Here is a 26,743-nt window from a genome sequence, read left to right on the forward strand (position 1 = left end):
ATCAAGCTCGGCCATTCTCTTCAAGGGGATGGCTTTTTTGGGCTTGTGCCCGTTCCAATGTTTCGGTAATCCTTTTTTGGCGGGTATCGGGACGTTTTGCCTGTGCGATCCAGAAAAGATAGTGGGCCTTTTCGCCGGTCGGCCAGCCTTCGAAACACGCGCGGGCTACCGGATCATCCTTGAATGCCTGCTCCAATTCTTCGGGCAGCTCCGGGACTTCCTTCGAGGAATAGGCCGCTTGCCATTTCCCACTTGTCTTCGCCGCTTGTATCGCCACCAATCCGGCTTCGGTCATTCTGCCTGCCTCCATCAAAGCCTCGGCACGCCTCCGGTTGATAAGCGACCACACACTCCCTGCCCGGCGGGGGGTCATACGGATGATGAAGCTTTCTGCATCCAAACTGTACATTTTGCCGTCGATCCAACCGAAGCAAAGGGCCTCTTCGACCGCTTCCGCGAGCAGGATACCCTCGCCTTTAGCATGGGCTTTTTTGATTTTCAGCCAAACCTGATCTTTTTGGTCATAATTTTTCGCCAGCCAGTCATGCCATTCCTGAGGCCGTTGCAAGCTGAGCCAATCTTTTGGAAATCCGGTTGCAGCCATCTGAGCGCTCCTTCCACGTCGACTTTTTTCTTTAAAACTCAACCGTCCTGATCATAATATTCCAGTACCCGCAGGCATCTGAGCGTGTTCCAGCGGCTTGGCTTTCCGGCCTGTTCCATCTGAAAATGCACCTCGCCAGGATGATGGGCCTGCATTTTCCAGCGTCCGTCAGGCAGGCGTTTCTCCCTCAGAACGTCCAAAGCATCCTGCAGCCTTTCATCATAGGGATAACCGACACTTTGGAAATAATCGAGCGCTCGCAAAATATCATAGCGCCAACGCGGCGGGTAGACCAATTTCAAAAAGCTTGGATGGATGACCGCGCCGGTATGATCGGATTTATACAGCCGGTGCCGCAGAAGGAATTCCTGAGCCTCTCTTTCAACCCGCTTCAACTCATCCGCTCGGTAGGCATAACCGGCAACGATGTATTCCCGGATGCCCTCCAGAATGCTGAGCGTGGAATGCATCGAACTGTGGCGGGCACCGGATCGGTTCAGCCGGCAATTGAAGCCGCCATCGGACAACTGCTGACTGAGGATGAAATCGACCACGGATTGGAATTTTTCTTCTTCCGTCCCGAAATAACAGGCATAGTTAAGGAACATCCCGTTGACGCAAACATCGCTCTGCTCGATGCTCTTCGCCGGATTGACGCCGCCGTCGGACGCGATGACGGTCGCAAGGATTAATTCCAGCGCCTTTTTTATTTCCGGTGTCGCCGGTGCGCAGAGGTTCCGCAGATCCAGCAGGGTGTAATGGCTGCTCGTCCATTTCGGTTGATAGAACGCGCGGCCCCAATGCCCGTCAGGCTGTTGCTGCTCCAAAAAGGCGCGGCCCCAGCCTTCTTCAGCTATCCTGTTTTTCAAGTCAGGCAATATAGTCGGATCATCATGCAACAGATCGCGCCTTGTCTGATATTGGATGGCTGGATCACCTTCCAAAAGCCACGCGATGATTTCCTCCCTATTCATTTCCATCGGTCCTTCCTTATTTTCGCTTCAATCGTAATAAATGCTGCCGCCGATGAATTCCCTCAAAATGGAATTGAACGGCACTTTGGACACATCCAGTGGTTCGAAGAAACTAAGCAGATTCAGGAGCCGTTCGCGCGTGTCGTAATAAGGGCTGTCGGCGGGAATCTTCTGCAGCGCCGTTTCCGCGAAGGGTCGCAGTGCGTTCATTTCGTAGAGCATGCTGGAATTGAACATTACGTCGGCTTCTTCCTGGAATTTGAAGATGTTCTGGTATTCGCCGCGGCGCACGCTGTCCCATTGGTGGATCGTATTTTCCGGTGTGACGCCCCGGTATTTGTCATCCCTCACCAAACGCCTGAGCAGACGGATTTCCGAAGTCGGAACTCGGCTCATCAGGTCGATGTTAAGTCCGCCTAGTGCACTGATGTAGATTTTATAGATCAGGTTGCGGTTGATGCTGGTGACCAATTCCGGATTCAGCGCATGGATGCCTTCAATGATAAGGATCTCCGATGGGCCGACTTGCATCGGTTTATATTCGGCCAGACGCTGGCCAGTGATGAAGTCGAATTGAGGAACGGATACGCGCTCGCCAGCGATCAACTGAGCGATCTGTTGCTTCAGCAAGGGCAAATCCAACGCCTCCATACTGTCGAAGTCGTACTTTCCGTCGGCATCCCGAGGTGTATGCTCTCTGTTCACGAAATAATGGTCCAACGACAGTGCGATCGGCTTCAGCCCGTTCACTTCCAGCTGTGTTGATAATCTTTGAGTGAAGGACGTTTTCCCTGAAGAGGAAGGCCCCGAAACCAACAGAAGGCGCAAGGCACGCCGATGCTGCAGGATGGCGTCCGCAATGATGGAAATTTCCTTTTCATGCAAAGCTTCGGCGATGCTGACCAACTTCATCGTGCGGCCGGATCGGATATAGTCATTCACGTCTTGGACCTGTTCAATGTTGATATTATCCATCCAGCGTTGATTCTTTTCGAACGCAGCTGATAGCTGCACCGGCGGAATCAGTGGTCTGTCGCTGCCTTTGTCGATGTCCCCGAAATCCACGATGAACCCATAGGAAAACGGCAAGATGGTAAAAGGTTCCACAAGGAAAGTATCCGTAAAAGCCGGATAGACAGCCTTCACGATGATGTCCCCCACCTGATAATGGTAATAGCCGCCTTCTTTCCGGAGCAACACGATGCTGCTGTCTTTTTCGACCCACTCCCGCAGTTTCCGTTCGATCTGCTTCACTTCCCTCGTCGACAGAATCGATCCGTACAGGTTGCAGAAGACACCTTCCAAAATGGAGTAGGATGTCTTCAGCGTCTCTTCCGGAAAGAGGTCATGCACAACCTTGATCAAACCCAATTTGACTGTCTGGCGTCCTTTGTGCAGATGCGTCTCACTCATGATGTTTTCCCCCCTTACGCTCTCTTTATGGTTGCCTAATTTCTGAAGAAGGCTGTCGTCCCCTTGTTTCCGAAAACCGGTACGCTTCCCTCAGCCAAACGTCGACGGCATCCGTCAGATCTGCTTCTTCCGCAATGATGACGTGGTGCGTCCATCTGCCGGGGTACGGTTCGATGGCTTCAACAATCTGGTCATCCACAATCCGGCGCCCGCAGCCGAAGCTCAGCACCAGGCTGTGCAACGGCCGCTTTCTGTCCGTCGGCTGGGGCATCCAGACCCAGGCGAATTGTGTCCGCGTCGCAAAAGAAATCTGGGTCTTTGTCACCGTGATGATGGCGGGTCCGATCGCCCGGATTTTTCTTTCCACAGCCATGAACAAAGCGTTGGTTTCCGGTTTCCCGGCAAAAAATGCTTCCACTTCTTTGTTGATCAGTACGTCCGTCATATTATCGCCTCATTCTTTGTTATCTCTGGGCACACGCTCTTTGTCACTCCACCAGGAATACGATTTTCGTCAGCAGTTCGCTTTCGGGAACCTCTTCCGGAGAATTATAATAATGCTCATAAACCGGACCAAGCGGCTTGTAACCCTGGTCCTTGATCCATTTCTGGATTTCTTCATAGGCGGGCGGCATCTCCATGTAAGGGCCTTTGTACATGCACGCGACCTGTTTTCCAGCCGGGATGTGTCCGGGTTGGATATCCCCTTTGCCCGGCAATTCTTTGGATACCGGAAAGCCGATTTCCAATTCGAGCCTTTCCATATCCATGTTGAAATAGCCGACGAACGCGGGACCCACTGGCTGTTCGCCCAATTCCATGATGTGCGTTACGATGTCCATGAATGCCTTCCCCAATATTTTCGGAAGCTCGCCCACGTAAGTAACCGTTCTCAAAACCAAAGTGGGTTGTTCCTGGGTTTCAACCATTTCGATAATATAACTCATCTTCCTCGTCCCCTTTTCCGAAGCCTATTGTCTCATGTTTATTTTATCACTTACGCAGGCGCAGAACCATCAATACGATGGGCCCGGTAGATGACGAACGCTCCGGGACGAATTCCCGGTGAGGGCCGCCTCGCCGGGAATTTCCTATCCTTTCCGCGCCGATTTCCCGGTGAAGGCCACCTTGCCGGGAATTCCCTATCCTTTCCGCGCCTATTTCCCGGTGAAGGCCGCCTTGCCGGGAAACTGCCTGTAAACGCAAAACAGGTCCCGGCGCCAATTCAGGTGAATTGCCGCCGGGACCTATTTCTCATCAATCAAACAACATCATTGGTAATCATTTCAGTATGGACGGCGCTTGTTTCTTCGCGAAGAGCACATAGCCGATCGCCACGCCCATGAGCACGATGCAGGCGATGACGGTCATGATGATGCTTGTATATTGACCAGCGAAGCCGTCCTGGGACATGTGTTTGATCAATATGCCCGCGTACGCCCAGATGATCACGAGTCCGTATGCGATATCGTGGTTGCGGATCATCGTGACGGCTCCGATTGCAAGACCGATGATGATGATAAGAACCGTCCAGACCGACTCGGGGATGCCGAAGCCGTTCCAGCCGATATCTACCAAAAGCGCCGTGATGTTCGCGATGGTCGCCACTGTGATCCAGCCGTAATAGACGCTGAAAGGCAGACGGATGAACAGTTTTTCCTTCTGATCGAGTTTTTCCTTTTTGATCGTCTCATTGATGTAGATCAAACTCAGCAGAATGACCAGCATCAGAAGCACCGACAACGCAATCATACCGTAATGCCAGCTGAAGATCCACGCGGCGTTCACCACTGAGCTGACCGAAAAGACGATGCCGACTTTGCGCAACAGTTCCGTCTTCACTGTGCTCTTGTCGCCTTGAAAAATGCCGTATTGATACAACGTGTACCCCGCCAGCAAAAGATAAATGACGCCCCAGATCGAAAAGGTCAATCCAGCAGGCGCAAACAAGTTCGGATAGGAATCCGAGACCGCACCGGTGTCGATCCCGTTTATCGGCAGGATGTTGGCCAAGGCATTGACGACAATCATGATCAGGTATGTCACCGCTACAGTGAGTTTGATGGGTGCATCGAGTTGTTTCGTTTCCATCTTTATTTCCTCCTCTTCCGTTGTATCCTCCAGCATGTGGTTTTACATGCAAAATAAAAATGTTCTTCTAAGTCAATAATACTCAAAAAGGAGCATCTATGCAAATATTGAGATAGCTTTTTGGGTGAGAAATTTTTCAGTTGTCAAGTCTCAATTTTTTGACATTTTTTCTAGTGAGGAGTACCTTTAAGTTGACAGAAAATTCGTTCACTCTTACCCATCTTCATCTAAAAAACGTTATCTCCTTCCCAATCCCAAATCCCAATCACTTTGAAATGAAAGGACGAAAAAATGAACAGGAATCAGAAACTCTACGGGTTGGCCACATTGTTGAGTCTATTGCTGTTGGTCGGTTGTACCGCGGACAATGATACCGCGACAAGCGAGTCTTCTGCAGTCAGTTCATCGGACGTGGTCGAAAGCAGTTCCGAACAAGAGGAATCCATCATGGAAGACAGTGATGAGAGCGACATGGAGGAAGAATCGATCGAATCACCCTATAACAGCTACGGTGCGGTCGGTGCGGTCGGTGCCCTGGCGGACACCGATTTGACGATGGAAGAGATGTTCGTATATGCCATCCAGGATGAACAATTGGCTCACGGAGAATACGCCTACGTACTGGAAACCTTCGGGGATGAAGCCCCATTCAACAACATCATTTCTTCTGAAGCCCAGCACATCAACGAAATGACCATTCTGTTCGAAAAATACAGTTTGGCTATTCCGTCTGATGAATCAGCCGATCACATCGAACGGGCGGCGGGTATAAGAGAAGCATTGGATAACTGCGCCACAGGGGAAGTGGACAACATCGCGATGTACAACAAATTCCTCGAACAGGATATCCCAGATGACGCGCGCGCCACTTTCACGGCTTTGCGCAACGCTTCAGAAGGGCATTTACAGGCATTCCAGAAGAGTCTCGATAAGTATTGAAAAGCAAACCTTAAAAAGGGAGGTGCCTCATTACGAGGTATCTCCCTTTTTTCACCGTCATTTCACCCAAAATGACGGTGAAAACCAAATATTGGGGGATAAAAAAACTGCTCCCTTTCTTGAAGGTGTCTTGACACCTGTAAAGCAACGTGATATATTCATTTTCATTAAACTATCACGAAAAAGGGGAAGCAACCATGGATGAACTTACGGAAAGACTATTGCAGCTGAAAGCAGAAAAGGATGCCGTCATTCTCGCACATTACTACGTTCCTGGAGCCGTTCAAGATATCGCAGATTTCATCGGGGATTCGTACTATTTGAGCAAAATTGCTGCACAAGTCACTGAAAAAGTGATCGTTTTCTGCGGCGTCGCCTTCATGGGCGAAAGCGCCAAGATGCTGAATCCGGATAAAGTCGTCCTGATGCCCGATCTGAAGGCGGATTGCCCGATGGCTCATATGGTCAAGATCCGCGATATCCAGAATATCCGCGAGAAATACGAAGATGTCGCGGTCGTCTGCTACATCAACTCCACCGCCGAAATCAAGGGTTATGCCGATGTCATCGTCACGTCGTCCAACGCGAAAAATGTCATCGCCGCCCTTCCCAATCGCTACATCTACTTCATTCCCGACGAGCACCTGGGCAGATACATTTCCCGCCAGCTTCCCGAGAAAACCTTCCTCTTCAATGACGGCTATTGCCCGATTCATACCAGCATCCGCGTGGTCGATGTCCTGAAGATGAAACGCGACCTTCAGCAAGCCGAAGTCCTGGCCCACCCTGAATGCAAAGAGGAAATCCTTAATTTGGCTGACTTTGTCGGCAGTACATCGGACCTCGTCGCCTATACCGAAAAGAGCCCATCCCAGGATTTCATCATCTGCACGGAAATCGGCGTCATCCATGAAATGGAAAAACGATCGCCGGGCAAAAGGTTCCATGCACCTTCCGTTGGGCAGGTCTGCCCCGACATGAAACTGAACACCGTTGAGAAAATCATCGCCGCTTTGGAGACTTTCGAACCTGCTGTGGAAATGGATGAATCATTGCGCATAAAAGGACTGCAGCCGTTAGAACGGATGCTGGAATTGGCCGAGGTGAAGACTTATGCGCAACTATGACGTCCTCATCATCGGAACTGGAGTAGCCGGTCTTTTTGCAGCCCTCAACCTCGGCTGCGACAAAAAAATCTTGATCGTCACCAAGGGGACTTTGGAAGAGAATGATTCCTTCCTTGCCCAGGGCGGCATCTGCGTCCAACGCGACGAAACGGACTTCGAGCCTTTCCTCGAGGACACGCTGCGTGCCGGCCATTACGAAAATAACGAAGCGGCAGTTGCAACCATGATCACTTCTTCACAGAATATCATCAACGACCTGATCGGTTTGGGCGTCGCCTTCGACAAGAAGGGAACCGGCTTTTCCTACACGAAAGAAGGCGCACACTCCAGAGCCAGAATCCTTCACTGCAAGGATATGACCGGCAAGGAAATCAACAGCAAACTGATTGCATGCGTAAAAGAGTTGCCTAATGTGACCCTTCTTGAGAACAACACACTTATCGATCTGTTGGTCGCCGACGAACGTTGCCACGGCGTTGTGCTCCGCGAAAAATCCGGTAAGCTTTCCAATGTCTATGCCCAAAATACGCTGCTTGCCACCGGCGGCATCGGTGGCCTGTTCAGCAAATCGACCAACTTCGCGCATTTGACGGGCGACGCCATCGCTATCGCCTTGAAGCACGGCATCCGCGTCAAGGACCTGAATTATGTTCAGATCCACCCGACTTCCCTCTACACGGGCCGCCCGGGGAAAGCTTTCCTGATGTCGGAGTCTTTGCGCGGGGAAGGTGCCATCCTCGTCGGAAAAGACGGCCAGCGCTTCGCTGATGAACTCTTGCCGCGCGACCTACTGACGAAAGAAATCTACGCCCAGATGGAGAAGGACCGTTTGCCCTATGTGCGGATGCTCCTGAAAGGGCACATGGACGGATCGATCGCCGAAAGATTCCCGGGCATCCATGCCCATTGTCTGCAGGAAGGATATGATCTCACCGAAGATTACATCCCGGTCGTTCCTGCCCAACATTACTTCATGGGCGGCATAGAAGTCGATCTGCAGAGCAAGACTTCGCTGGCGAACCTTTATGCGGCCGGAGAAACAAGCTGCAACGGCGTCCACGGCAAGAACCGCTTGGCGAGCAATTCGCTGTTGGAAAGCTTGGTCTTCAGCAAACGCGCCGCCCAAGCCATCGAAGCGGCGTTCCATCGTGAACCTTCTTGCCTGTTTCCCGAACCGGATGCCCGCTCCATCGCGGAAGGCTTGAATGAAGCTACAAAAACGCTATTAAAATTAATCGGAATCGAGGAGGAAACACATGCAAAGTAATATGGATCAGCTGATTTTGGCGGCGCTGCAGGAAGACATCCCCACCGAGGATCTTTCGGCCAACGCCATCATCCCGGCCGACACGAAAGGCACAGCCCAACTATTGTGCAAACAGGACGGCATCATCGCCGGCCTTGCTGTCTTTGCCCGTACCTTCGCCCTCCTCGATGACAAAACCGAAGTGATTTTCCATTTTCAGGATGGAGAGGCCGTCAAATCAGGAGAGCTGTTGGCTGAAGTCACTGGCGACATCCGGGTCATCCTGGCAGGCGAACGCACTGCCTTGAATTACCTCCAGCGCATGAGCGGCATCGCCACACATACGCGCAAGATCGTCGACCTGCTGGAAGGCAGCGGCATCACGCTGCTCGATACCCGTAAGACGACGCCGAACAACCGCATTTTCGAAAAATATGCCGTGAAAGTCGGCGGGGGAAAGAATCACCGTTTCAGCCTGTCCGACGGCGTGATGCTGAAGGACAACCACATCGCCGCTGCGGGAGGCATCAAACAGGCGGTCGCTGCAGCGCGGGCATATGCCTCCTTTGTGCATAAGATCGAAGTCGAAGTGGAAAACCTGGATATGGTAAACGAAGCGATCGAGGCGAAGGCCGACATCATCATGCTGGACAATATGACTCCGGCCGAGATGAAGGCAGCCGTCCGTTTGATTGACGGGCGTGCTTTGGTTGAGTGCTCCGGCAACCTCACTGCGGAAAACATCACTGCCTTACGCGACACCGGAGTGGATTACCTTTCCTCAGGTGCACTGACCCACTCTTCTACTATACTGGATCTGTCGCTGAAGAATCTGGAACGGATCTGACAGACGGCCATTACTACCAAAACGCAGATGGGACTGCCCCTTTTCGAGGCAGCCCCATCTGCGTTTTAGTTTTACGATTTGTGCCTGCGGGTGCCAGTTAAAGTGGCATTTTCCCCCGCCAAAATCGATTTGACGGGGAATTTCGTATTTACCGCGGACGTGTTTCCCCCGCCAAAGTAGTTTTGGCGGGTTTTCTGACTGTATTTTGAACTGATTTTCCCCGCCACCATGGTTTTGGCGGGTTATTTTTGAGCATGAATGCAATTTCCAAATAGATGGGGCTATATTTATCTCCAAAGAGAATGTTTTCAGCCCAATTTTGTCCTCAGAAGCTGATGATCGGCTTTTTGAACAGGCCGTCAATCAGCGCTTGGATCACCGTCAGCGGCAGATAGACGATGATGCTCAGCATCATCATGATTTCGTACAGCAGGCTGCTCTTTTTGACAGGTTTTCCTTTCAAACGGCTCATGAAGGCACTTATTGCGATCCCGTGCGCATTACCGACCATGATGGCTCGAACGGCACCCAAAATCCCATTTGCCTTGTCCTCTCCATACAGCGAAACGATCCGATCCCAAGATTCTTCCGTCGGATACCCTCTCCTGTCGGCATAATGCTGGGCGAAAAGGTACGCCGGCAGTTCCTCCATCGGAATCTCATCCGCGGACCCCGTCAGCAATTGTTGGATCTCTTCCGCAGCCATCCCTTGCTCGAGAGCCATCTTTGTGTGGGCATAGGAGCAGACTTCGCAGCCATTGACTTCCGTCACGCCCAGCATGATCCTCTCGATGAATTCCGGACTCAATTCTTTTTTCTTTTTGGCTTTTATCATGTATTTCATTGTGCGGATACCTTCGTACAATATCGTATAGAATTCCCGCACCGAGTAGATTTTCTTGTAGAATTCCTGCGCCATTTTTGTCTCCTTCACCTTATAGGTTTCGTCAGATTTGATAAAACTAATTATACCCCTATAGGTATAAAGAGTAAAGAAGCTTATTCTGAAGACCAATCAGTTTTTCCAGTTCCACCACTTAAGCTTTTCGGGATCGGGATGCGGTTCGGTCGCAAAGTAAACGGCACAACGGAAAGTGTACAGTACGCAAGGATCCTGGCGTTGACCGGTGATCCGGTTCAAACGGTCATAGAGTTCCTGCGGATCCTTGCCGCGCAGGTCAGCAATTTTATTTATCCCCAACACAGTAAGGATCTCCGCCATCTTCGGGCCGATGCCGGGAATTTTCTGCAGTTCTTTCATCTGATTTCCTCCTCGTTCAATCTATGCAAATAACGGACAGGTTGGGCATCCATCAGAAGCTTTCTGGTGGACGCCCAACCTGTCCGGCTGTAGCATGATTATTCAAATATTATCAAAGCAGAAATAAATTGCATTTCCTCCACACCTTCACTATACACCGTCAGTGTAAACTGTTTCGAAAAATAATATGTTTATTGTGTAAAGGATGGTGTCAAGAGCCAAAGCATCTTATGGCTGCATCGCACCGAAGAGCACGAGCCAAGCAAGGATCGATTTCGCAACCAGACTCAGCACGATATAGACCCGCTCCCCGTAAAGGTAGTCCGTCCATTTCCCGACTTTTTTGTACTGCAAGATCATGTTGATCGGGAATGTGTTGAAAGCGACGAAATAGGTGCCGACTATGGCCCAGACAAACCAAGGCACCTCACCGAAATTGCCGGTCCCGAACATGTAGAGCAAGATGGCGATCCATGGTGCGATTCCGGCAATCGAGCCCCAGATGAACGGTCCCCATTGGATGTTATCCTTTGAATGTCCCTCATTCAGCTGCTCCATCACGAGTCCGAAGAGATTCATCGTAGCATTCACGATGAAAATCAAGATAAGGGAAGCGATATCGTAGATGCCGAACAGCGTCGCAATCAGAACGATCATGATCGAGGAGCTGAGCGCATATTCGAACCAGCGGAACTTATTGATGCCTTTTGCCAAATCGGCATTATAGATAGCATTCAGATTTTTTGGAATGGAAATGAGGGCGTGTGCGATAGCAGAAATGAACAAGAACGAAGCGACCATGACTCCAAACGGTAATTCAAAAAGGACACGCGAGGCCGTTTCCAGCGAGCGGGTTTCGGGATTGAAAGCCAGATAGAACTGGCTGATTTCAGGGCTGAATTCACCAATTTTTTGGATAACGTTCGTGGCCAGAAACAGCATCGCAATGCCTTGAACTAAATGCAATCCACCCATGATCAGATTGAAACGCCTCAGTTTTCCTGTTGTAATCTCTTTCATCATCATACACCTTGCCTTTCTTATGGTAAGTACACTAACGCATATTATCTTTTCCTACATTATAAGCTATCCTGAAGCAGCTTGCTAATCCGGTGACTCATCCGAATCGGACATTTTATGCATCCATCGGTCATGGACCGGCCCAAACAAAAACACCGCGATGGTTGCCCCTATCAATGCCCAAATCATATCCCAGAGGCTGTCGAAGGCATCGCCCTGCATCCCCATGACGTTCTCAGCCGGCACATCCAAAAGCTTGATCAGCGCGAATTCGCTCAGTTCATAAGCCGCGCTGAAGCCGAGGCAGGAGGTGATGACGATGAGGGACAGTATCTTACCTTTCTTGACGTAGCCTCCTCGCAGCAAAAATTCCTTCGCCAGAAAAGCCGGCACGAAACCCTGGGCGAAGTGCCCTACCCGATCAAAGTAGTTGCGCTCCCAACCGAACTGTTCCTTCAACTGATTGAACAGCGGATTCTGGGAATAGGTGTAGTGCGCGCCATAAAGCAACAACATCGCATACAAAAATGCCATCACATAGACAAAAGTGCTGAACCTGAACTTACGGTAGGTAACAACCAGCAACAATACGAGCAGAACCGCCGAAGTCATCTGCCCCGTCCAAGCCAATCGGTCGAGCGGACGGATGGCCGAAAAAATATAGGCTACAATGAACAGCACCAAGAGCGCTACATGCAAGGTTTCAATCTTTTTCCCGTTTTCCTTCATCCGTCCCACTCCCTTCTACATGTTTGCTCGCTCGGCAACTTGATCCATATACAATTGCATATCGAACTTGCGCTTCAGGCCTTTGTCGTTCATGAAACGGACATTCCCGAAGATGGCCCGTTCCCCCCACGGCCGATCGTGCTTGCCGAAGCACCAGCTCACTCCCGCAAAACCGTTCGGATCACGACCATCCAACAGATACTTATTGTTCAGATAAATGGCTTTGCGATAGGCTTCCTCCGGCGTACTGCTCCACTCCAGAATTTTTTTGGCCCAATACATCCGCATATACCCATGCATTTTCCCGGTCAGGTTCATCTCCAATTGCGCGGCATTCCAATAGTCGTCATGCGTCTTGGCTGCTTCCAATTCCTCCAATAAATACAGATAGCCGCGTTCATCCGCCAGGTGCTTGTCCAGCGTTTTCTTGGCCCAATCCGGCACAGCTGCATAGGAATCGTATTGTTCATTGTAGTAGACAAAATTGACGGCCAATTCCCTTCTGACAACAAGTTCCTCAAGGAAAGACTGTTGGCTTTCGCTGTCCATCCCCATCAACCTGCGGTAAACATAGAGCGGCGAAATCTGGCCGAAATGCAGATACGGGCTCAAGTTCGAGGTGAAGGACTCCCCCGGACGGTTCTTCCGCTCGCTGTAGCCGGCCAGTTTGTTTTCGATGAACTCCTCCAGCCACTGTTTGGCTTCCCCGGTTCCGCCGATGTAATCCGAAACGCGCAGGACACTGCGGTCGATATCCAATCCGTCCAAGGACGCTGCGACATCCAAAATGTCATATGCTTCGTAAGGAAGTTCCAAGTCAATGGATGGATGCTTGCAGATTGTTTCCTCCAGTGGCGCCAAACAATCCGGCAGGACTTTCTTCAATTTGGAGCGCAAAGTCGCGGCGGAATATTCCTCTTTCGGGGAAGCCAGCTCGACCGGTACAATCACGTTGCTTTCAACCTGGACAACGGCACACTCAGCATCCTCCGCCAAGGCAGCGCGCCATTGCCGTTCGATCCGGAGATAGCCGCGGTCCACAACCAACTGGGCCGCCGATTCGGTCATCTCAAGCGCCCCTTTTTCCGGGGAAATTTTCCGGATCAGCAATTGGATACCGCGCTGCTCCAATGCGTTCTTTGTTTCCTTGAGCCCTTCCAACATGAAAGCATAGTGGCGCTCATTGGCTTCCGGAAAGCCATCCGTTATCCCGAAGTAGACGACCAAAGGCTTTTCGAGCCGGTTTGCCTGGCGGATCGCATATTCCAGCGCATGGTTGTATTCCGCACGCTGCGAACTCTGCATCCAGTAGACCACAAAAGGCCGCGATTCCATGGCGTTCTTTTCGTTCAATTGCTTGATTCTTTCTTCCATTATCATCCGATTTCCCCCGTATGTCTTTGCGTTTGTTATCATACTCATTATAGAACATCGCAGCCACTCCGACTATTTTTCTGTCCTGTCCATCTTGTAAGTACGCACAAAAAAGCCGACCCCGTTTTTTGGAGTCGACTTTATTATCGGAACTGAAACACTCTGAAACATGTTCTGATTCGCAGGGGATTCCGCCTAAGCTTACTACCACACACAGACAAAAAACGTCCGCTTAGTGTTAGTCATCTTAGTGCTCATCCCCTCCCGCGAATCATCACACTCTACATGTTTGCGCGGATTTCTTCAGCCAATGCTTCGTACGCATCATCCGTCAAAGTCACGCGACCTGGGTTCATATCAAAAGTCGAGCCCCATTCGAAAGCGTCATCTTTGTATTTCGGCACCAAGTGGAAGTGCAAGTGCTTGCCGGTATCACCGTAAGCGCCGTAGTTCACTTTTTCAGGGCTGAAAGCTTTGTGCAGCGCGTTCGCAACTGTTGCGATGTCGGCGAAGTAGCCGTTGCGTTCCTCATCCGTGATATTCACCAATTCGCTCACGTGGTCTTTGTAGGCAACGATCACACGGCCTTTATGACTTTGTTCTTTAAAAACATAGACTTTGCTGTATGGCAATTCGCAACAAGGGTAGCCGAAAGCCAACACCATTTCGCCTTCCATGCAATAAGCGCAATTTTCATCTTTCATCAACACAGACCTCCTTGAAATATACTTCCGGTTCATTATAGCATTTTTAAGCGCCTACATTTTGTCGATAATCCAACAGTATTGCGGACAAAATGTGAACACAGCACGATGACCCTATCCATATATAGTTTTATGGTTCAGCGCTCAGTGAACATAATCAACAACGCTAAAGCAACACCACAAAGGAAAGCCACATAGGAGTGTTCCTTGTCGTGCTCCTCCGCTTCAGGCAACAAGTGCGCAGCGGAAACATAGATCAATACCCCGACCGCAAAACCAAGAGCAAGCCCGAGAACGGCATCGTTCAGGCCGGTCACGAATGGATAGGCAATGAAAGCTCCGATCGGCGTCGTCAAAGCGGCGACCAAGAATGCATAGAGGATGGCCTTTTTCCCGCTCACGCCGGCTTTCACCAATGCTGAGAAAGTGATTGCGCCTTCTGCGAACTCGTGCACGACCAAACCGATTCCCGCCATAACCCCGGTAGCCGTGCTGATGCTGAAGGCAACAGCGTAGATGATGCCGTCCACAAAAGAATGGATGCCGATGCCTTCGAGGGCGACGATCCCGAAAGCCAATTCCGCTTGATGCGTCCGGTGCTTGATGTATTTGTTGCTGAAGAACATGAAAATGAAACCCACCAAAGCCGCCAGCCCAGCATCCGCATTTTTCTCAAGAGCCTCGGGAAAGGCGATGATCAGCGGGGAGGCAATCAGGACGCCGGCAGCAAAGCACATGAAGTACTCGATATTCCGATCGACCCATTGCTTATTTTTATAGATGACCCAAATTCCGATGCTGTTCACCACCATCGCGCTCAAAGCGAATAGCGCGACCAAAGAAAACGTATTGCTGTCCGACATGACAAACCCTCCTCGCCCTTCCAGTAATAGATTTATTTTCTGATTGGATGGCGGACGACCGTCTTCATCTTTTCCGGGGCAACTTTACGCGGATCGTTCAGGTATATTTCATGGTGCCTGCGGACGGTGCCGCCCGGACTTACTTCTGAAATGCCATTGGCGTATCCATTGGCTGCAGCAAAGTCGTCGATAGCCTTAACAGTAACGGCTTCGGTATCATATGGACCCAAATGCAACATCTGAACGCACAATCCTTCCGAGAACTCTTCCAACCTTGCCTTGGTGAGCTCAAAATCGGGCTTCTTTTTCTTCAGCTCACCAACAGCCCATCGGAAAACTTCCTCGGTGACAAATTCCGGTTGTCGGATTATCGCTGTCCAGATCAGTTTATCCTTCTGGCTCGTATCAAAGGGGCGATCAGCCTCCGTCCACCAGAGGCCCTCCAACGGCGGCACGACATATTCAAAAAAATCAGCCGGGGCATTCCCGCTTTTTTTGCTCATCCTGATCATGTAGGACAACCCGTAGAGCATTTCGATTGCCTTCGCGTATTCCCCCGCTTCCTCATTGGGGTTCCCTTTTCCGTCAACCATGATGAATGTCATCTTTGGCACATCGACTATTGTTGGAACCTCCTTGGGCTGGTAAAGATTTTTTTCCACCTTTTTGTAATCTATCGGACCCGACATTTCAGTTTGCCTCCTTTATTTTTCTGCATATCCAAAGAATGCCAGAATCGTATCCAATACCTGATAATCGGCGACATAGCCATACCCGGAGGATTCCTTTTCACCAATGCTGAACGGCGCCGATCCGATCAGCGTTTCCTGATGGATGATGGTACCGGCAGCCCGATCCAGTATCGTAATCTGGACATAGCGCGTATAGGCCTTGCCATCGTTGGAATAGGTGGCTGTTTGCATGTAATAGCTGCGTAGCTTCACCAACACATTCATCTCCGCATCCGTCTTCGCCTGCAGTTCTGCCGGAAAATCGAGATACAACGGCGAATACACGTACTTTTCTCCGGCGCCTTCCTCAACCGATTCATCGTTTTCGATGATGAACACTTTGGCTGCAGCCGGAGCCGGTCCTTCTGCAATCACACCTTGTATGGCGGCATACGCATCCACATTCCCGATCAGGTCACTGTTTTCCAGCTCACTGATCTGGCTCTCCCTGATTGCCTCAGGATCCGAAGAGGAGGCGGCTTCATCGTTGGAGGAACCGCAGCCGGAAATCATGAACAGAAAGAGGAACGTAACAAAGAAAAATTTGCGCTTATTCTTGTTTATCCTGATCATATCAGACTCCCCCTTTATTGGTGCAATTCATGGAAAAAGATGCCAATCGGCGGCACAACGAATTCTTGTAATCGCTTTTTTCGCCCTCATTATACCATATCGTTCTACAGGGAATCGCGTGCAGCTGTCCCTATAGGAGGTGAAAAAGAGGCCAAATGGTCCCTCCCTTTCTCGGGTGGTCCATTTGGCCTCTTTAATAATCAGTTTTATTTACCCAAACGGTCCGGCATCATAAATTCCATGAAGCCCCATACGCCGTTCGCGAGGAACAGTTCTTCGCGGTCGTAGTTGGATATTTCTTGGCGGATCAGCTCGTCCTTGTTGTCGAGGGCTTTCGCGCCCCAATGCGGATCGATCAGCAAAGCACGTCCGACTGCGACCAATTCGGCATTCTCCAAAACTTCCTCCGCATCCGTACTCGTCCGCACATCGCCCACGCCGACCAGCGGCACGCGTCCAGCGATTTTTTCATGGATGTAGGCCAGGATGCTTTTCTCTTTATAATCCTCCGAAACGGAGACAAGATGACGGTCTTTCAAGGATATGTGCAGGTAATCTAAGCCTTTGTCGGCCAATTGATCAACCAGGAAGAGCGTATCCGAAAAACGGATTCCCGGATTTTCGTATTCCTCTGGGGAAAAGCGGTAACCGACGATAAAGTTCTCGGCGCCCGATTCATCCACGACTGCCGTCACTTCATCAACCAATTTATTGATGAAACGGAATCTCTTTTCCAGGCTGCCGCCCCATTCATCGTCCCGGCGGTTGGAGTGTGGCGAGAAGAATTGCTGCAACAAATAAGTGTTTGCGCCATGAAGTTCCACGCCGTCAAATCCGGCTTCGATTGCGCGACGGGTCGCGGCCTTGAAATTTTCGATCAAGTCCAGTATTTCTTCGTCGGCCAATGCTCTCGGCGTTTCGGCATTCGGCCTTTCGGCGGCGACCGCACTCGGCGCGACCGGCTGCATACCACGCAAGACGCTGGAATCCGTCATGCGTCCGCCATGAAAGATCTGCAGGATGGCTTTCGTACCGTTCTTCTTGATGGCCGCAGCCAGTTTGATCAAGCCCGGAATGAACACATCGGAAGCGACACTCAATTCGCCTTCCCAACCTTTGCCGTCGTTCTGGACATTCGCGGCGCCTGTGATGACCGCGCCGATTTCGCCGGAACGGAGTGCGTAGTAATTGATTTCGTCGGATGTCACAACCCCGTCATAAAAACTCATCTTTGTCGTCATCGGCGCCATCATGATGCGGTTCTTCAGCTCAAGGCCGCGTTTGAAAGTCAGTTTGCTGTTCATAGTTGCCATATTATTCGCTCCCTTTGGATCTTCTTTTTAATCATCTTACCGAGCCAGCCGAAAATATCCTAACAGATTGCTCGGTTCCCTAAAATTGCATGCGCATGCATATATCTTATTATAAGTGAACCGCTTTTGCAAGAGCCGCGTTGTTGAAACTGAATCTTCAGGAAATGGACTGCCAGTCATGTAAAAAAACTGTGGAGGCAGCATGCTCGCCTCCGCAGCCTTTATACATCATTAACCTTTTCCGGAATTCCGATCAGTAATCCGTCTGTGTGCTGACGGCGCTCCAATCCTCAATTTCATGGAGTCTCTCCTTCATTTCGGCGGACACGATTTTGACGGCATCCGTTCCAAGCAACAAACGTTTCGGAAGGTTTTCTTTTTGAATGGTTTCGTAAATGACTTCTCCCGCCTTGTCCGGATTGCCGGGTTGGTCCTGGTTGTCGATGATGTTCTCTTTTCTCGTCTTCCAGGCTGTTTCGGCGTAATCGCCGATCTGCTTCTGCGTCCCTTTCAGGGAAGTATCGTAGAATTTGGTGCGGAAGGCGCCGGGTTCAACGGTCATCACTTTGATCCCCAACGGTGCGACTTCCTTCATCAAACCGTCCGTCATCAGTTCCAAAGCGGCTTTGGATGCGGCGTAATAGCCGGAACCTACTCCGGATCGGGCCGCAGCGATCGAGGAAACATTGATGATGGCGCCATTCTTCTGCGCCCGCATGTGAGGCAGTACTTGCTTGATCAGCGCGATTGGGCCGAAAAAGTTCGTATCGAACAACAGATTCACGCTGTCCTCTTCGCCTTCTTCGACTGAAGACCGATAGCCGTACCCCGCATTGTTCACCAAGATATCCACTCCACCAAATGCAGCCTCGGCCGCTTTCACGGCAGCAGAGATGCTTTCCTTGTCCGTGATGTCCAAGGCCACTGAAATGGCGTTTTCCGGATGGGCTGCGATGATATCTGCCACCGACTCAATATTCCGCGCCGTCACGACAGCCTTATCCCCATTCTTCAATACTGCTTTCGCGATTCCCCTGCCGATGCCGGTGGAGCAGCCTGTAATCAACCATGTTGTCATATCTTTTCCATCCTTCCCGAAGTTGTGTATTTTGATCAATGCTCATTCATCCAGGAAGCAATGTCTGTTTGCCGCCTGTGAAAAGAAGTATACACCTTGGAGTGGACTCTAAGGGAAGCGTTTTTATTTGCAAAGATGGAAAATAAAGTATGCACATGCTCCGCATGCTGACGGAGCGGAGCCGCTATCGGAAAATTCCCGGTGAATCAGCCCTCGCCGGGAATCCGGGCCGGATCCGTGCGCTGTTTCCCGGTGAAGCAATCTTCGCCGGGATTTCGGCCCGGATCTGCGCGCTGTTTCCCGGTGAAGCGCCCCTCGCCGGGTAATTAACGCTCTCTGCTCGCCAGAAAACGGCCCCAATCGTTGTAAACCCCAAGCATCTCTTCGTCAAAATAGCTCAACGCCCTCTTTTGGATTTCTCCCGGCACCCCATAATAGGCTGCCGCAATGGCCCCTGCGATGGCGGCCAGCGTGTCACTGTCCCCGCCCAGAGAAACCGCATTGCGTACGGCATCCTCGAACGAAGTGGATTCCAAAAAGGATGTGATCGCCTGGGGCACGGTCTCGCGGCAATCGGTGCTGAAACTATATGAATTCCTGATATCATCCAGCCTGAAATCCAATGGATAATACCGGTCCACAATCTTCTTCCTGATTTCGTCCTTCGAAGCACCACAGCGAGCCAGATAGATCGCTGTGGCGGTGGCTTCGGCCCCCTTCAGTCCTTCCACATGGTTGTGCGATACCGCCGTTACCGCTGCGGAAAGTCGGCGGACTTCCGCTTCCGTCCTGCCTGCATATACAACCGGGCTGATCCGCATGGCGGCTCCGTCGCTGAAACTGTCGTAAGGCTGCGGATCGTCGCTGACAATCCATTCGAAGAAGGCCCGGCTGAAGCCGCACTCAGGGTAGCGGCGCCCGAATTCCTGCATGTATCGGATGCTCATTTTCCCGAGCAATTCATCATACGCTTGACTCGATCCGTACGCCTCTCCTGCTGCCTTCACCGCCTTCTCCGTCTGCATGAGCGCCTTGGCGACCGCGAGCGTCATGATGCTGTCGTCCGTCATCCGGCAATCCGCTGTGAACAGTTCAAAATCTTTGGCTTTGTGGTTGTTCCATTCGAAACGGGAACCGATGATGTCCCCGATGATCGCACCCAGCATGGGCTTTTCCCTCCTCTATCAGAAAGTGACGGTCTTATCCGCCCACTCGACCATTTCGACGCAATCGATCATCGTGCTGATCGGGCAAACCGCTGTTTCTTCCATATTCCTTGACTTCAGACAGGTTCCGCATGCCAAAATTTCGCCTTCCAGTTCATCAAAAGCTTGCACTTGCGCGGCGACGTCGTATTTTTCATGGGACATATTTTCGATTTCGACTGCCTCCCCCATCAGGAAGACTTTCACCTCGTGGCCGGTTTTCTTGGCAGTGACGGCGAAACGCATGGCGTTCCAAGCTTTCTCGTATTCTTTCGTTTCGATGATGATGCCTAATTTCATTGTTTTTCCCCCTTATTTTTGTTGGCGGTCTTTACCGCCTTGATGACGCCAAATACGCCTTCCCCCAAACCGGTCTTGACTGCTTGCGGGACATTTTCCAACGAATACACGGTCTGCCGGGTTTCTTGAATTTCAAAACCGGCTCTCTTCAGAAAGGTTGTCATCTCGGATTCAGTATGGAAATGCGCATCCCGATAGCTTTTATGGGCCTGCTTGTTTTGATCATACATTTTCCCGAGCGGCGTGGCTTTGTCCAAAAAGGCCAGGATGAGCGCGCCGTCTCTTACAAGAATGCGATTGACTTCCGCCAACGCTTTGGGGACGTCAGCCAGGAAACAATCGATTGTCACCATTAGTGCAAAATCATACGCCTCGTCAGCGACAGGCAATGCTTCTGCCGCTCCGCTGCTGACCGCGATGCCTTTGTGGATGGCCAACGCCGCCATTTCTCTGGAAGGCTCAATCCCCCGGAAAATGCCCAGAGCAGCCGCAAAAAGTCCCGTGCCCACTCCGATCTCGATCCCTTCGCCGACGGTCGGCAGCACCTGTCTGATTGCCTCCAATTCCGCAGCGAACAACCGGTCGTTTTCTTTGAACCACGATTCGTATTCTTCCGCATCCGAATCGAATGGATTTTCCTTACTTGCCATCGGGCTCACCTCTCGTTTCGTCTCTTCTTTAGGTTCATTTTAGCATAAGGAATGCTTGCATACATCGAACAAATTCTTATTCCTGAATGGGAAGGGAAAATGACTTGATCCCATAGTATCTTATTATAATTTTAGGATCCCCTCCATTCATTGTAATTACGAAAATAACAAAATAGTAGTGAGCCTACCCAAGCCAGGTAATCTCACTACTATTATATCTATTCAGTTCAGATGCTACAGTCATTCAGAAAAAGTGTAATTACTGCATCTTCAGCCGAACTCTTTAATCAATCAACGTCCGGATGACTTCGGAAATTTCCGTGTTATCCAAGTAGGCCCCTCTTACAGGATCCGTTTCGTCGGCAACTTTTTTGAATATTTCTGCTCCTGCACCTTTCGCGAAGAACGGAATCAATTGGTTGCTGTGATTGTTGGAGTTCCATGCCATCGTCGGCATCACGCCGGCTCCGTTGTTGGCAACTTCATCATACACGCCAGCTGTTCCTGTGAGGTAGCCGGTCTCATGGTCTCCTGTTACGATCAGCAAAGTTTCGCCCCAGTTGCTGTTTTCCTCCACCCAGTCGTAGACAGCCTCAACGGAATCATTGAAGGATGCTTGTTCTTCGATCAGACGCCCGCTCTGGTTGGCGTGTCCGGCCCAGTCGATTGCGCCGCCTTCGACCATCAGGAAGAAGCCATCTTCATCATTGTCCAAGACATTCAATGCACCCTTAGTCATGACATCAAGGCCGGGAACAGTGTCATTTTGTTCAACCGCATAAGCGGCAGCCTGGGCGTCTCCTCCTCTGGCTTGTTGCAAAGTCGTATAGACTTCCGGCACACCGATGACACGGCTTGACGTTTCTCCGGTTTGGAGCGCTTCGAAGTCTTCTTTGCTTTGGATCAATGTCCAGGCATCGTCGATTCCGTCGCCGTCAGCATCGGAAACATCCAAAGTTCCGTCAACCAAGCCATTCCAGGTATCTGCCCCACCCACATATTTGTAGTTCGGTACGGATTTAGCATCACCATTATCGTCATAAAGCGGATTTCCGGCACCCATGATGACGTCGGTCGCGCTATCCTTGATCATTTCATTCGCCAAAATGCTGTAATCATTGCGGTTCTCATGGTGCGCCACAAAACTTGCCGGTGTGGCATGGCTGAATTCAACGGAAGAGACCACCCCAGTCGCCTTACCTTGCGCTTCAAAATTTTCTGTCATATGCGTCAAATCGGTTTCCTGCTCATCGACACCGATTGCGGCATCATAGGTTTTCACGCCAGTCGACATTGCTGTTCCGGCGGCAGCTGAGTCGGTAGAATTATTCATCAAGTTGTTGAAATTATCCCAAATTAGGGAAGGATCATATATGCCGTCAGCATTGTCGGCTGTCGTCAGATCCCCCAATGAATAAGTGCTCATAGCCAATTTTGTCGGGAAATTTTCGTACACTTGCGTATCCGCTTTGCCCTCGGTGTAATAGTCGGTCGCCAAAATTTGGTTGTATCCCCAGCCATCGGAAATCATCAGAATGACGTTCTTGACATCTTTGCCGTTCCCGGTCAATTGCGCATCATCTTTTGCGGCTGCCACAGCCGGAACAAACGTTGCTGTACTCATAACCCCTGCCATCAAAGCTGCCGTGATTGATCTTCTGATTCTTTTGTTCATCATTTGTCATTTCCTCCTCATGTCACTTACCCAAAGTTGACTGTTTGTTTCTTTCGCTTTCTATCTCAGTTTACTCCTTGAATGTCATTTTATTGTTAACAACATTTATGGTATTTGTAAATTTTGTGAAAAAATGGTTAATTCTGATATGCTATCAGAAGCTATTTTCTATTGCTGAACCATCTGATTATTACGTTTGTCGCTATGTCTTGTATGTCGATTGCGTGACAAAAAAAACCTGTGGAGATGGCCATTGATCACCTCCACAGGTTTTTCCTTTCAAGAATCCGAACGCGTTCAACTCATTCCGATGCTGTGGTTTTCAAGTCTTTGAAGAAGCCTTCCGTGCCTTCTTCGACCCAGAGTGCGACAGCACCCGTCGCATCGGCGCCGTGCTTCAGATCATTGACGACCAATGCGGGATACTTTGAATTGTTCACGTACAATTCCGCATGTTCTCCGTCCACTGTGACATTCAGATCGATCCATTCATCCAGACCCATATCGGCATATGATTCGTACTCCCCTGGACTTTCGGCCCGGAAACGATCGAATTTATAGTCCGGATATGAATAATATTGGGTGGACCGGTTCCTTCTCAGCTGATTCTCGTTTCTGCCATTCATCGGGCGGATATACAGCGCCTCAAAATGCTCGCTGTTCTCATCGATGCGGAAAGCAATGCCGAGGAAACCTCTGGCGAATTCAAGCGCATCCGGCAAGAGCCGGCTCAACACTTTCACTTCGATCGTACCATTTTTGAACGAGCTGCCGCTCAATCGGGCATACGTTGGTTCATCAAAAGCTGCGATTTTGGGATCTTTTGTGACCCTCAGTGCCTCAACCCCTTCAACAGTTACATTCTCGACAAAAAAAATTCACTGCGATAAAGTTCTTTGCTTCCATACCTATGTTCATGTCTATATTCCCCTTTTGATCGATTAGTTGTGGTGTTCTTACCATCAGTCTAGCATCCTTTTGAATTTTTTAAATTACGCACAAATAAGTAACTGATGGAAAAGATGCAAAGACAGTCAAAATAGTTGTTGTACTTGCGTCTTTAATAAGAACGGGGCCGCCCCGATGAGAGACAGCCCCGTTTCCATACTTTATGAATTTCAGTTCAGCTAATAAATGAACTGCTTAATTGACCGCAGCAGCCACATCCTTGGGCAGTTCCGAAAGATCCGCGCCTTTGGAAGCAATCATTTTTTTGTACCAGTAGAAGCTGTCTTTCTTGCTACGTTTCAATGATCCTTCACCTATATCGTTGCGGTCGACATAGACGAAGCCGTAGCGTTTCTTCATTTCTCCCGTTCCCGCGCTAACAAGGTCGATGCAGCCCCACATGGTGTAGCCCATCAAGTCCACACCGTCGATGTTGACGGCATCGTCCATCGATTGGATGTTCTTCCTTAAATACTCGATCCGATAATCATCATGGATGCTGCCATCAGCCTCCACTTTATCGTCCCAACCGATGCCATTTTCGACAATCCAAAGCGGTTTATGGTAGCGATCATAGAGTGTATTCAGCGCCAATCTCAGGCAGGCAGGATCAGTGGCCCATCCCCACGCATTCGTTTCCAGATAAGGGTTCGTTACGCCGTTGAACAGGTTGCCGCCGCCTTCCAAGTCATCCTTGTGCGTTGTGACGGTCGTCGAGCCGTAGCAGGAGAAGCTCAGGAAATCGGCAGGATATTTCTCCAGAAGCTCGTAATCTTCCGACGAATCTTCCAGCACAATCCCTTCCCGTTCATATTTTTTCAATTGATAAGCCGGATATTTTCCGCCCGTCTGCACATCCGAATAGAACAGGGATACTTGGGAAGATTCCATAACCAACAGCTGATCGGCCGGGTCGCAAGTATTCGCATACAATGGCTGATAGGCCAACATTTGTCCGACCTGGATTTCCTCGGCGATTTCGTGGGCCAGCTTCACAACTTTTGCGCTGGCGACAAACTGGTTATGCGCCCCTTGTGCTTTGTTTTGCGGCGAAGGATTGAGGATTCCGCCAGCCATGAACGGTGCAAACTCCATGCAGTTGATTTCATTGAAAGTCAACCAATATTTCACCTTTCCCAAGTAACGGTTCATCACGGTTTCCACATATTTGGCAAAGAAATCGATGAGCTTGCGGTTGATCCATCCGCCGTACTGGATCGTCAAATGCAGCGGCGTTTCATAGTGCGATAGCGTCACCAGCGGCTCGATGCCGTATTTTTTGCATTCATCGAATACGCCATCGTAGAAATCCAGCCCGGCTTCATTTGGCGCTTCATCATCGCCGTTTGGGAAAATGCGCGCCCAGTTCATGCTCATGCGGAAGGTTTTGAAGCCCATTTCCGCCATCAGCGCGATATCTTCCTTATAATGATGATAGAAATCGGTTGCGAGGTGGCTCGGGTAATACTCGCCTTCGAGCACACTCGGAATCGCGCCTTCAGGGAAAAACATTTCCGATCCGAAACCCATTCCGGTCGAGCCGGTTTCGCCCGTTTCCGGGATGACCCAAGTGATCTGTCTCGGTTTGGTGTGGGCCCCCGTAGTCAACACATCGGAGGTGTTGACGCCTTTTCCCCCTTCAGAGAAGCCGCCCTCGTATTGATTGGCAGCCGTCGCGCCGCCCCATAAAAAGTCTTGTTTAAATGTCATGGATTTATTTCCTTTCCAGATGATTTATTTTTGCTTATTGAAATTCTGCATTCAGTTCCACTTCTTGTTCTGCTTCGATTTCTGCCAAAGCTTCCCTTTCGATCAGCTGTTTTTCATAGATTTTGAAGAAAGGATAGTAGATCAGCGCAGCAGGGATCAGCATCAGGTAATCCCAGATTGCATTTTGCCATCTCAAGGTGGACAGGTAGCTGCCGAATCCCATCGGAAGCAAAGCCGAAATGGAGATCCAACCCGGTTGCAGGAAGCCAAATCTGTATGCCAGATAAGTAAGCAGCATGATCACCGGAACATTCAATACATAAGGGATGCACAGAATCGGGTTGTACATGATCGGCATGCCGAAAGTCATTGGCTCATTGATGTTGAACCAACCAGGGCCGGCAGAAATTTTTGCGACCGCACTGATTTGTTTGGATTTGGATTTGAGTCCCATCAAAGCCAATGGCAGGGTATTGCCAGTACCGCCTGCGATGGCCATAGCTCCGAACAAAGCAACTGGATAGAAAACTAACGGTTGACCGGCTGCATGCGCTGCCCCATTTGCTACAGCCGCTTGGATACCCAAAGGCATGATGATCGGTACAAGGATCATGGTGCCGTGGATACCGAAGCACCAAAGCAGAACTGCGAATAGACACATTACGAACATGCCCGGTACGGAAGTCAAAGCATTCAACGGTGTTGCCAACAGCGCCATAAAGCCTGAAACGACGCTATAAGTTCCATTTGAAGCGATTGTGACGATCGTTGAAGCGGACTGGAATAAGATTGCACTGAACAATAATGGCAGAATGGAAGCAAAGCCATCTTGAAGGAAAGGCGGCACAACATCAGGCATTTTGATCCGGATATTTTTGTCTGCACAGAATTTTTCGATCTGAACAGAAATGAATACCGTAATGAAGCCAATGAACATACCTTGTGCACCCAAATATGTCATGTCGATGCTTGTTACGCCAGTTTCACTCACCATCAAGGTACCGGCAATCAGGAAGAAACAGACCAAAGCATCGATGGCGTTCATCAGCGGCGATTTCATTTTCAGGTTTTTTGCGTAGTTATAGGCGAATAGGACAACGACCCATACCGACAGCAGATTCATCGTGAACTGGTATGGCAAGTAGATTGTTGCATAGATCAAACTGTCAGCAGCAAATAAATTAAGCATGGATGGACCAAGAACAGAAACGATAATTTGAGAGATTGCCCCGACCATGATAATCCCCATCAGAGACATCATTGCCGCTTGCAAGGCCGTCAAAAATTTGTTGCTTCCCAATTTTTGGCCGAAGTCCTGCAATTTCACCATGAATGAACTTTCAAAAAACTTTTCCATCTTCAAACCCC

At 50.1% G+C, this 26,743-nt stretch carries 28 protein-coding genes; 4 read left to right on the top strand and 24 right to left on the bottom strand.

Translation table 11 applies throughout. The annotated features are described in order from the left end of the window. Position 1 precedes the first annotated feature (1 nt). The 6 genes from C8U37_RS05060 to C8U37_RS05085 all read right to left on the bottom strand — a co-directional run bounded on the left by C8U37_RS05060 (position 2) and on the right by C8U37_RS05085 (position 5,082). Positions 2-604: a YdeI/OmpD-associated family protein gene (locus tag C8U37_RS05060; RefSeq protein WP_108032182.1), complete on the bottom strand. Its 603-nt coding sequence runs from the start codon at positions 602-604 to the stop codon at positions 2-4. A gap of 38 nt (positions 605-642) precedes the next feature. Further along, a complete protein-coding gene (locus tag C8U37_RS05065) occupies positions 643-1,584 on the bottom strand; it encodes a prenyltransferase/squalene oxidase repeat-containing protein (protein ID WP_211306131.1) in 942 nt (313 codons plus the stop codon). Positions 1,585-1,605: 21 nt separating this feature from the next. Then, positions 1,606-2,991, bottom strand: a complete 1,386-nt coding sequence (locus C8U37_RS05070) for a uridine kinase family protein (protein WP_108032183.1) — start codon at positions 2,989-2,991, stop codon at positions 1,606-1,608. A 25-nt stretch (positions 2,992-3,016) separates the two neighbouring features. Further along, positions 3,017-3,436 carry a DUF5655 domain-containing protein gene (locus C8U37_RS05075; protein WP_108032184.1) on the bottom strand — a complete coding sequence of 140 codons (420 nt, stop codon included), beginning with the start codon at positions 3,434-3,436 and terminating at the stop codon, positions 3,017-3,019. A gap of 43 nt (positions 3,437-3,479) precedes the next feature. After that, entirely contained in the window at positions 3,480-3,938 is a 459-nt protein-coding gene (locus C8U37_RS05080) for a GyrI-like domain-containing protein (RefSeq protein ID WP_108032185.1), read from the bottom strand. Positions 3,939-4,272: 334 nt separating this feature from the next. Then, positions 4,273-5,082 carry a lantibiotic ABC transporter permease gene (locus C8U37_RS05085; protein ID WP_108032186.1) on the bottom strand — a complete coding sequence of 270 codons (810 nt, stop codon included), beginning with the start codon at positions 5,080-5,082 and terminating at the stop codon, positions 4,273-4,275. 291 nt (positions 5,083-5,373) lie between these two features. Here C8U37_RS05085 and C8U37_RS05090 point away from each other — a divergent pair, with 291 nt between their 5' ends. The 4 genes from C8U37_RS05090 to nadC all read left to right on the top strand — a co-directional run bounded on the left by C8U37_RS05090 (position 5,374) and on the right by nadC (position 9,241). Further along, the gene (locus C8U37_RS05090) at positions 5,374-6,021 is read left to right on the top strand and encodes a DUF2202 domain-containing protein (RefSeq protein WP_108032187.1); all 648 of its coding nucleotides are present in this window, start codon (positions 5,374-5,376) and stop codon (positions 6,019-6,021) included. Between the two features lie 197 nt (positions 6,022-6,218). After that, on the top strand, positions 6,219-7,148 hold the full coding sequence (nadA, locus tag C8U37_RS05095; RefSeq protein WP_108032188.1) for a quinolinate synthase NadA: 930 nt from the start codon (positions 6,219-6,221) through the stop codon (positions 7,146-7,148). Next, a complete protein-coding gene (locus C8U37_RS05100; RefSeq protein WP_108032189.1) occupies positions 7,135-8,415 on the top strand; it encodes an L-aspartate oxidase in 1,281 nt (426 codons plus the stop codon). The genes nadA and C8U37_RS05100 overlap by 14 nt, the downstream gene beginning before the upstream one ends. After that, positions 8,405-9,241: a carboxylating nicotinate-nucleotide diphosphorylase gene (gene nadC / locus C8U37_RS05105; protein ID WP_108032190.1), complete on the top strand. Its 837-nt coding sequence runs from the start codon at positions 8,405-8,407 to the stop codon at positions 9,239-9,241. The genes C8U37_RS05100 and nadC overlap by 11 nt, the downstream gene beginning before the upstream one ends. Positions 9,242-9,566: 325 nt before the next feature. Here nadC and C8U37_RS05110 read toward each other — a convergent pair whose 3' ends face one another. The 18 genes from C8U37_RS05110 to C8U37_RS05195 all read right to left on the bottom strand — a co-directional run bounded on the left by C8U37_RS05110 (position 9,567) and on the right by C8U37_RS05195 (position 26,732). Next, positions 9,567-10,160, bottom strand: a complete 594-nt coding sequence (locus C8U37_RS05110) for a carboxymuconolactone decarboxylase family protein (protein ID WP_108032191.1) — start codon at positions 10,158-10,160, stop codon at positions 9,567-9,569. A gap of 96 nt (positions 10,161-10,256) precedes the next feature. Then, the gene (locus C8U37_RS05115; protein ID WP_108032192.1) at positions 10,257-10,502 is read right to left on the bottom strand and encodes a helix-hairpin-helix domain-containing protein; all 246 of its coding nucleotides are present in this window, start codon (positions 10,500-10,502) and stop codon (positions 10,257-10,259) included. Positions 10,503-10,730: 228 nt separating this feature from the next. Beyond that, positions 10,731-11,528 (bottom strand): heliorhodopsin HeR, encoded by a 798-nt coding sequence (gene heR / locus C8U37_RS05120; protein WP_245879762.1) that lies wholly within the window; start codon positions 11,526-11,528, stop codon positions 10,731-10,733. Between the two features lie 78 nt (positions 11,529-11,606). Then, on the bottom strand, positions 11,607-12,251 hold the full coding sequence (locus C8U37_RS05125) for a DUF2238 domain-containing protein (RefSeq protein ID WP_108032193.1): 645 nt from the start codon (positions 12,249-12,251) through the stop codon (positions 11,607-11,609). 15 nt (positions 12,252-12,266) lie between these two features. Next, positions 12,267-13,631: a deoxyribodipyrimidine photo-lyase gene (locus tag C8U37_RS05130; protein WP_108032194.1), complete on the bottom strand. Its 1,365-nt coding sequence runs from the start codon at positions 13,629-13,631 to the stop codon at positions 12,267-12,269. Positions 13,632-13,906: 275 nt separating this feature from the next. After that, a complete protein-coding gene (locus tag C8U37_RS05135) occupies positions 13,907-14,329 on the bottom strand; it encodes an HIT family protein (protein WP_108032195.1) in 423 nt (140 codons plus the stop codon). A 137-nt stretch (positions 14,330-14,466) separates the two neighbouring features. Continuing rightward, complete coding sequence (locus C8U37_RS05140; protein WP_108032196.1) at positions 14,467-15,192, bottom strand: ZIP family metal transporter; 726 nt, start codon at positions 15,190-15,192, stop codon at positions 14,467-14,469. Between the two features lie 32 nt (positions 15,193-15,224). Beyond that, positions 15,225-15,881: a GyrI-like domain-containing protein gene (locus C8U37_RS05145; protein WP_108032197.1), complete on the bottom strand. Its 657-nt coding sequence runs from the start codon at positions 15,879-15,881 to the stop codon at positions 15,225-15,227. A 15-nt stretch (positions 15,882-15,896) separates the two neighbouring features. Beyond that, complete coding sequence (locus tag C8U37_RS05150; protein ID WP_108032198.1) at positions 15,897-16,496, bottom strand: hypothetical protein; 600 nt, start codon at positions 16,494-16,496, stop codon at positions 15,897-15,899. A gap of 206 nt (positions 16,497-16,702) precedes the next feature. Further along, positions 16,703-17,809 (bottom strand): NADH-dependent flavin oxidoreductase, encoded by a 1,107-nt coding sequence (locus tag C8U37_RS05155; RefSeq protein WP_108032199.1) that lies wholly within the window; start codon positions 17,807-17,809, stop codon positions 16,703-16,705. Positions 17,810-18,062: 253 nt separating this feature from the next. Continuing rightward, entirely contained in the window at positions 18,063-18,887 is an 825-nt protein-coding gene (locus C8U37_RS05160; protein WP_108032301.1) for an oxidoreductase, read from the bottom strand. A gap of 326 nt (positions 18,888-19,213) precedes the next feature. Continuing rightward, the gene (locus C8U37_RS05165; protein WP_108032200.1) at positions 19,214-20,053 is read right to left on the bottom strand and encodes an ADP-ribosylglycohydrolase family protein; all 840 of its coding nucleotides are present in this window, start codon (positions 20,051-20,053) and stop codon (positions 19,214-19,216) included. Positions 20,054-20,071: 18 nt separating this feature from the next. Beyond that, on the bottom strand, positions 20,072-20,392 hold the full coding sequence (locus tag C8U37_RS05170; protein WP_108032201.1) for a DsrE family protein: 321 nt from the start codon (positions 20,390-20,392) through the stop codon (positions 20,072-20,074). Beyond that, on the bottom strand, positions 20,389-21,042 hold the full coding sequence (locus C8U37_RS05175) for a class I SAM-dependent methyltransferase (protein ID WP_108032202.1): 654 nt from the start codon (positions 21,040-21,042) through the stop codon (positions 20,389-20,391). The genes C8U37_RS05170 and C8U37_RS05175 overlap by 4 nt, the downstream gene beginning before the upstream one ends. A 283-nt stretch (positions 21,043-21,325) precedes the next feature. Beyond that, a complete protein-coding gene (locus C8U37_RS05180; RefSeq protein WP_211306132.1) occupies positions 21,326-22,720 on the bottom strand; it encodes an alkaline phosphatase in 1,395 nt (464 codons plus the stop codon). A 299-nt stretch (positions 22,721-23,019) separates the two neighbouring features. Then, positions 23,020-23,496: a hypothetical protein gene (locus tag C8U37_RS05185; RefSeq protein WP_245879763.1), complete on the bottom strand. Its 477-nt coding sequence runs from the start codon at positions 23,494-23,496 to the stop codon at positions 23,020-23,022. 364 nt (positions 23,497-23,860) lie between these two features. Further along, positions 23,861-25,375 carry a family 1 glycosylhydrolase gene (locus C8U37_RS05190; protein ID WP_108032204.1) on the bottom strand — a complete coding sequence of 505 codons (1,515 nt, stop codon included), beginning with the start codon at positions 25,373-25,375 and terminating at the stop codon, positions 23,861-23,863. A 34-nt stretch (positions 25,376-25,409) separates the two neighbouring features. Beyond that, positions 25,410-26,732: a PTS sugar transporter subunit IIC gene (locus C8U37_RS05195; RefSeq protein ID WP_108032205.1), complete on the bottom strand. Its 1,323-nt coding sequence runs from the start codon at positions 26,730-26,732 to the stop codon at positions 25,410-25,412. Between the last annotated feature and the right edge of the window lie 11 nt (positions 26,733-26,743).

Source organism: Trichococcus patagoniensis, from assembly GCF_003051085.1.
GTDB classification, from domain to species: domain Bacteria; phylum Bacillota; class Bacilli; order Lactobacillales; family Aerococcaceae; genus Trichococcus; species Trichococcus patagoniensis.

Excerpts from the sequence above, each read along its gene's own strand:
- C8U37_RS05060 (WP_108032182.1), bottom strand. The coding sequence starts at position 604 with ATGGCTGCAACCGGATTTCCAAAAGATTGGCTCAGCTTGCAACGGCCT.
- C8U37_RS05065 (WP_211306131.1), bottom strand. The coding sequence starts at position 1,584 with ATGGAAATGAATAGGGAGGAAATCATCGCGTGGCTTTTGGAAGGTGAT.
- C8U37_RS05070 (WP_108032183.1), bottom strand. The coding sequence starts at position 2,991 with ATGAGTGAGACGCATCTGCACAAAGGACGCCAGACAGTCAAATTGGGT.
- C8U37_RS05075 (WP_108032184.1), bottom strand. The coding sequence starts at position 3,436 with ATGACGGACGTACTGATCAACAAAGAAGTGGAAGCATTTTTTGCCGGG.
- C8U37_RS05080 (WP_108032185.1), bottom strand. The coding sequence starts at position 3,938 with ATGAGTTATATTATCGAAATGGTTGAAACCCAGGAACAACCCACTTTG.
- C8U37_RS05085 (WP_108032186.1), bottom strand. The coding sequence starts at position 5,082 with ATGGAAACGAAACAACTCGATGCACCCATCAAACTCACTGTAGCGGTG.
- C8U37_RS05090 (WP_108032187.1), top strand. The coding sequence starts at position 5,374 with ATGAACAGGAATCAGAAACTCTACGGGTTGGCCACATTGTTGAGTCTA.
- nadA (WP_108032188.1), top strand. The coding sequence starts at position 6,219 with ATGGATGAACTTACGGAAAGACTATTGCAGCTGAAAGCAGAAAAGGAT.
- C8U37_RS05100 (WP_108032189.1), top strand. The coding sequence starts at position 7,135 with ATGCGCAACTATGACGTCCTCATCATCGGAACTGGAGTAGCCGGTCTT.
- nadC (WP_108032190.1), top strand. The coding sequence starts at position 8,405 with ATGCAAAGTAATATGGATCAGCTGATTTTGGCGGCGCTGCAGGAAGAC.
- C8U37_RS05110 (WP_108032191.1), bottom strand. The coding sequence starts at position 10,160 with ATGGCGCAGGAATTCTACAAGAAAATCTACTCGGTGCGGGAATTCTAT.
- C8U37_RS05115 (WP_108032192.1), bottom strand. The coding sequence starts at position 10,502 with ATGAAAGAACTGCAGAAAATTCCCGGCATCGGCCCGAAGATGGCGGAG.
- heR (WP_245879762.1), bottom strand. The coding sequence starts at position 11,528 with ATGATGATGAAAGAGATTACAACAGGAAAACTGAGGCGTTTCAATCTG.
- C8U37_RS05125 (WP_108032193.1), bottom strand. The coding sequence starts at position 12,251 with ATGAAGGAAAACGGGAAAAAGATTGAAACCTTGCATGTAGCGCTCTTG.
- C8U37_RS05130 (WP_108032194.1), bottom strand. The coding sequence starts at position 13,631 with ATGATAATGGAAGAAAGAATCAAGCAATTGAACGAAAAGAACGCCATG.
- C8U37_RS05135 (WP_108032195.1), bottom strand. The coding sequence starts at position 14,329 with ATGAAAGATGAAAATTGCGCTTATTGCATGGAAGGCGAAATGGTGTTG.
- C8U37_RS05140 (WP_108032196.1), bottom strand. The coding sequence starts at position 15,192 with ATGTCGGACAGCAATACGTTTTCTTTGGTCGCGCTATTCGCTTTGAGC.
- C8U37_RS05145 (WP_108032197.1), bottom strand. The coding sequence starts at position 15,881 with ATGTCGGGTCCGATAGATTACAAAAAGGTGGAAAAAAATCTTTACCAG.
- C8U37_RS05150 (WP_108032198.1), bottom strand. The coding sequence starts at position 16,496 with ATGATCAGGATAAACAAGAATAAGCGCAAATTTTTCTTTGTTACGTTC.
- C8U37_RS05155 (WP_108032199.1), bottom strand. The coding sequence starts at position 17,809 with ATGGCAACTATGAACAGCAAACTGACTTTCAAACGCGGCCTTGAGCTG.
- C8U37_RS05160 (WP_108032301.1), bottom strand. The coding sequence starts at position 18,887 with ATGACAACATGGTTGATTACAGGCTGCTCCACCGGCATCGGCAGGGGA.
- C8U37_RS05165 (WP_108032200.1), bottom strand. The coding sequence starts at position 20,053 with ATGCTGGGTGCGATCATCGGGGACATCATCGGTTCCCGTTTCGAATGG.
- C8U37_RS05170 (WP_108032201.1), bottom strand. The coding sequence starts at position 20,392 with ATGAAATTAGGCATCATCATCGAAACGAAAGAATACGAGAAAGCTTGG.
- C8U37_RS05175 (WP_108032202.1), bottom strand. The coding sequence starts at position 21,042 with ATGGCAAGTAAGGAAAATCCATTCGATTCGGATGCGGAAGAATACGAA.
- C8U37_RS05180 (WP_211306132.1), bottom strand. The coding sequence starts at position 22,720 with ATGATGAACAAAAGAATCAGAAGATCAATCACGGCAGCTTTGATGGCA.
- C8U37_RS05190 (WP_108032204.1), bottom strand. The coding sequence starts at position 25,375 with ATGACATTTAAACAAGACTTTTTATGGGGCGGCGCGACGGCTGCCAAT.
- C8U37_RS05195 (WP_108032205.1), bottom strand. The coding sequence starts at position 26,732 with ATGGAAAAGTTTTTTGAAAGTTCATTCATGGTGAAATTGCAGGACTTC.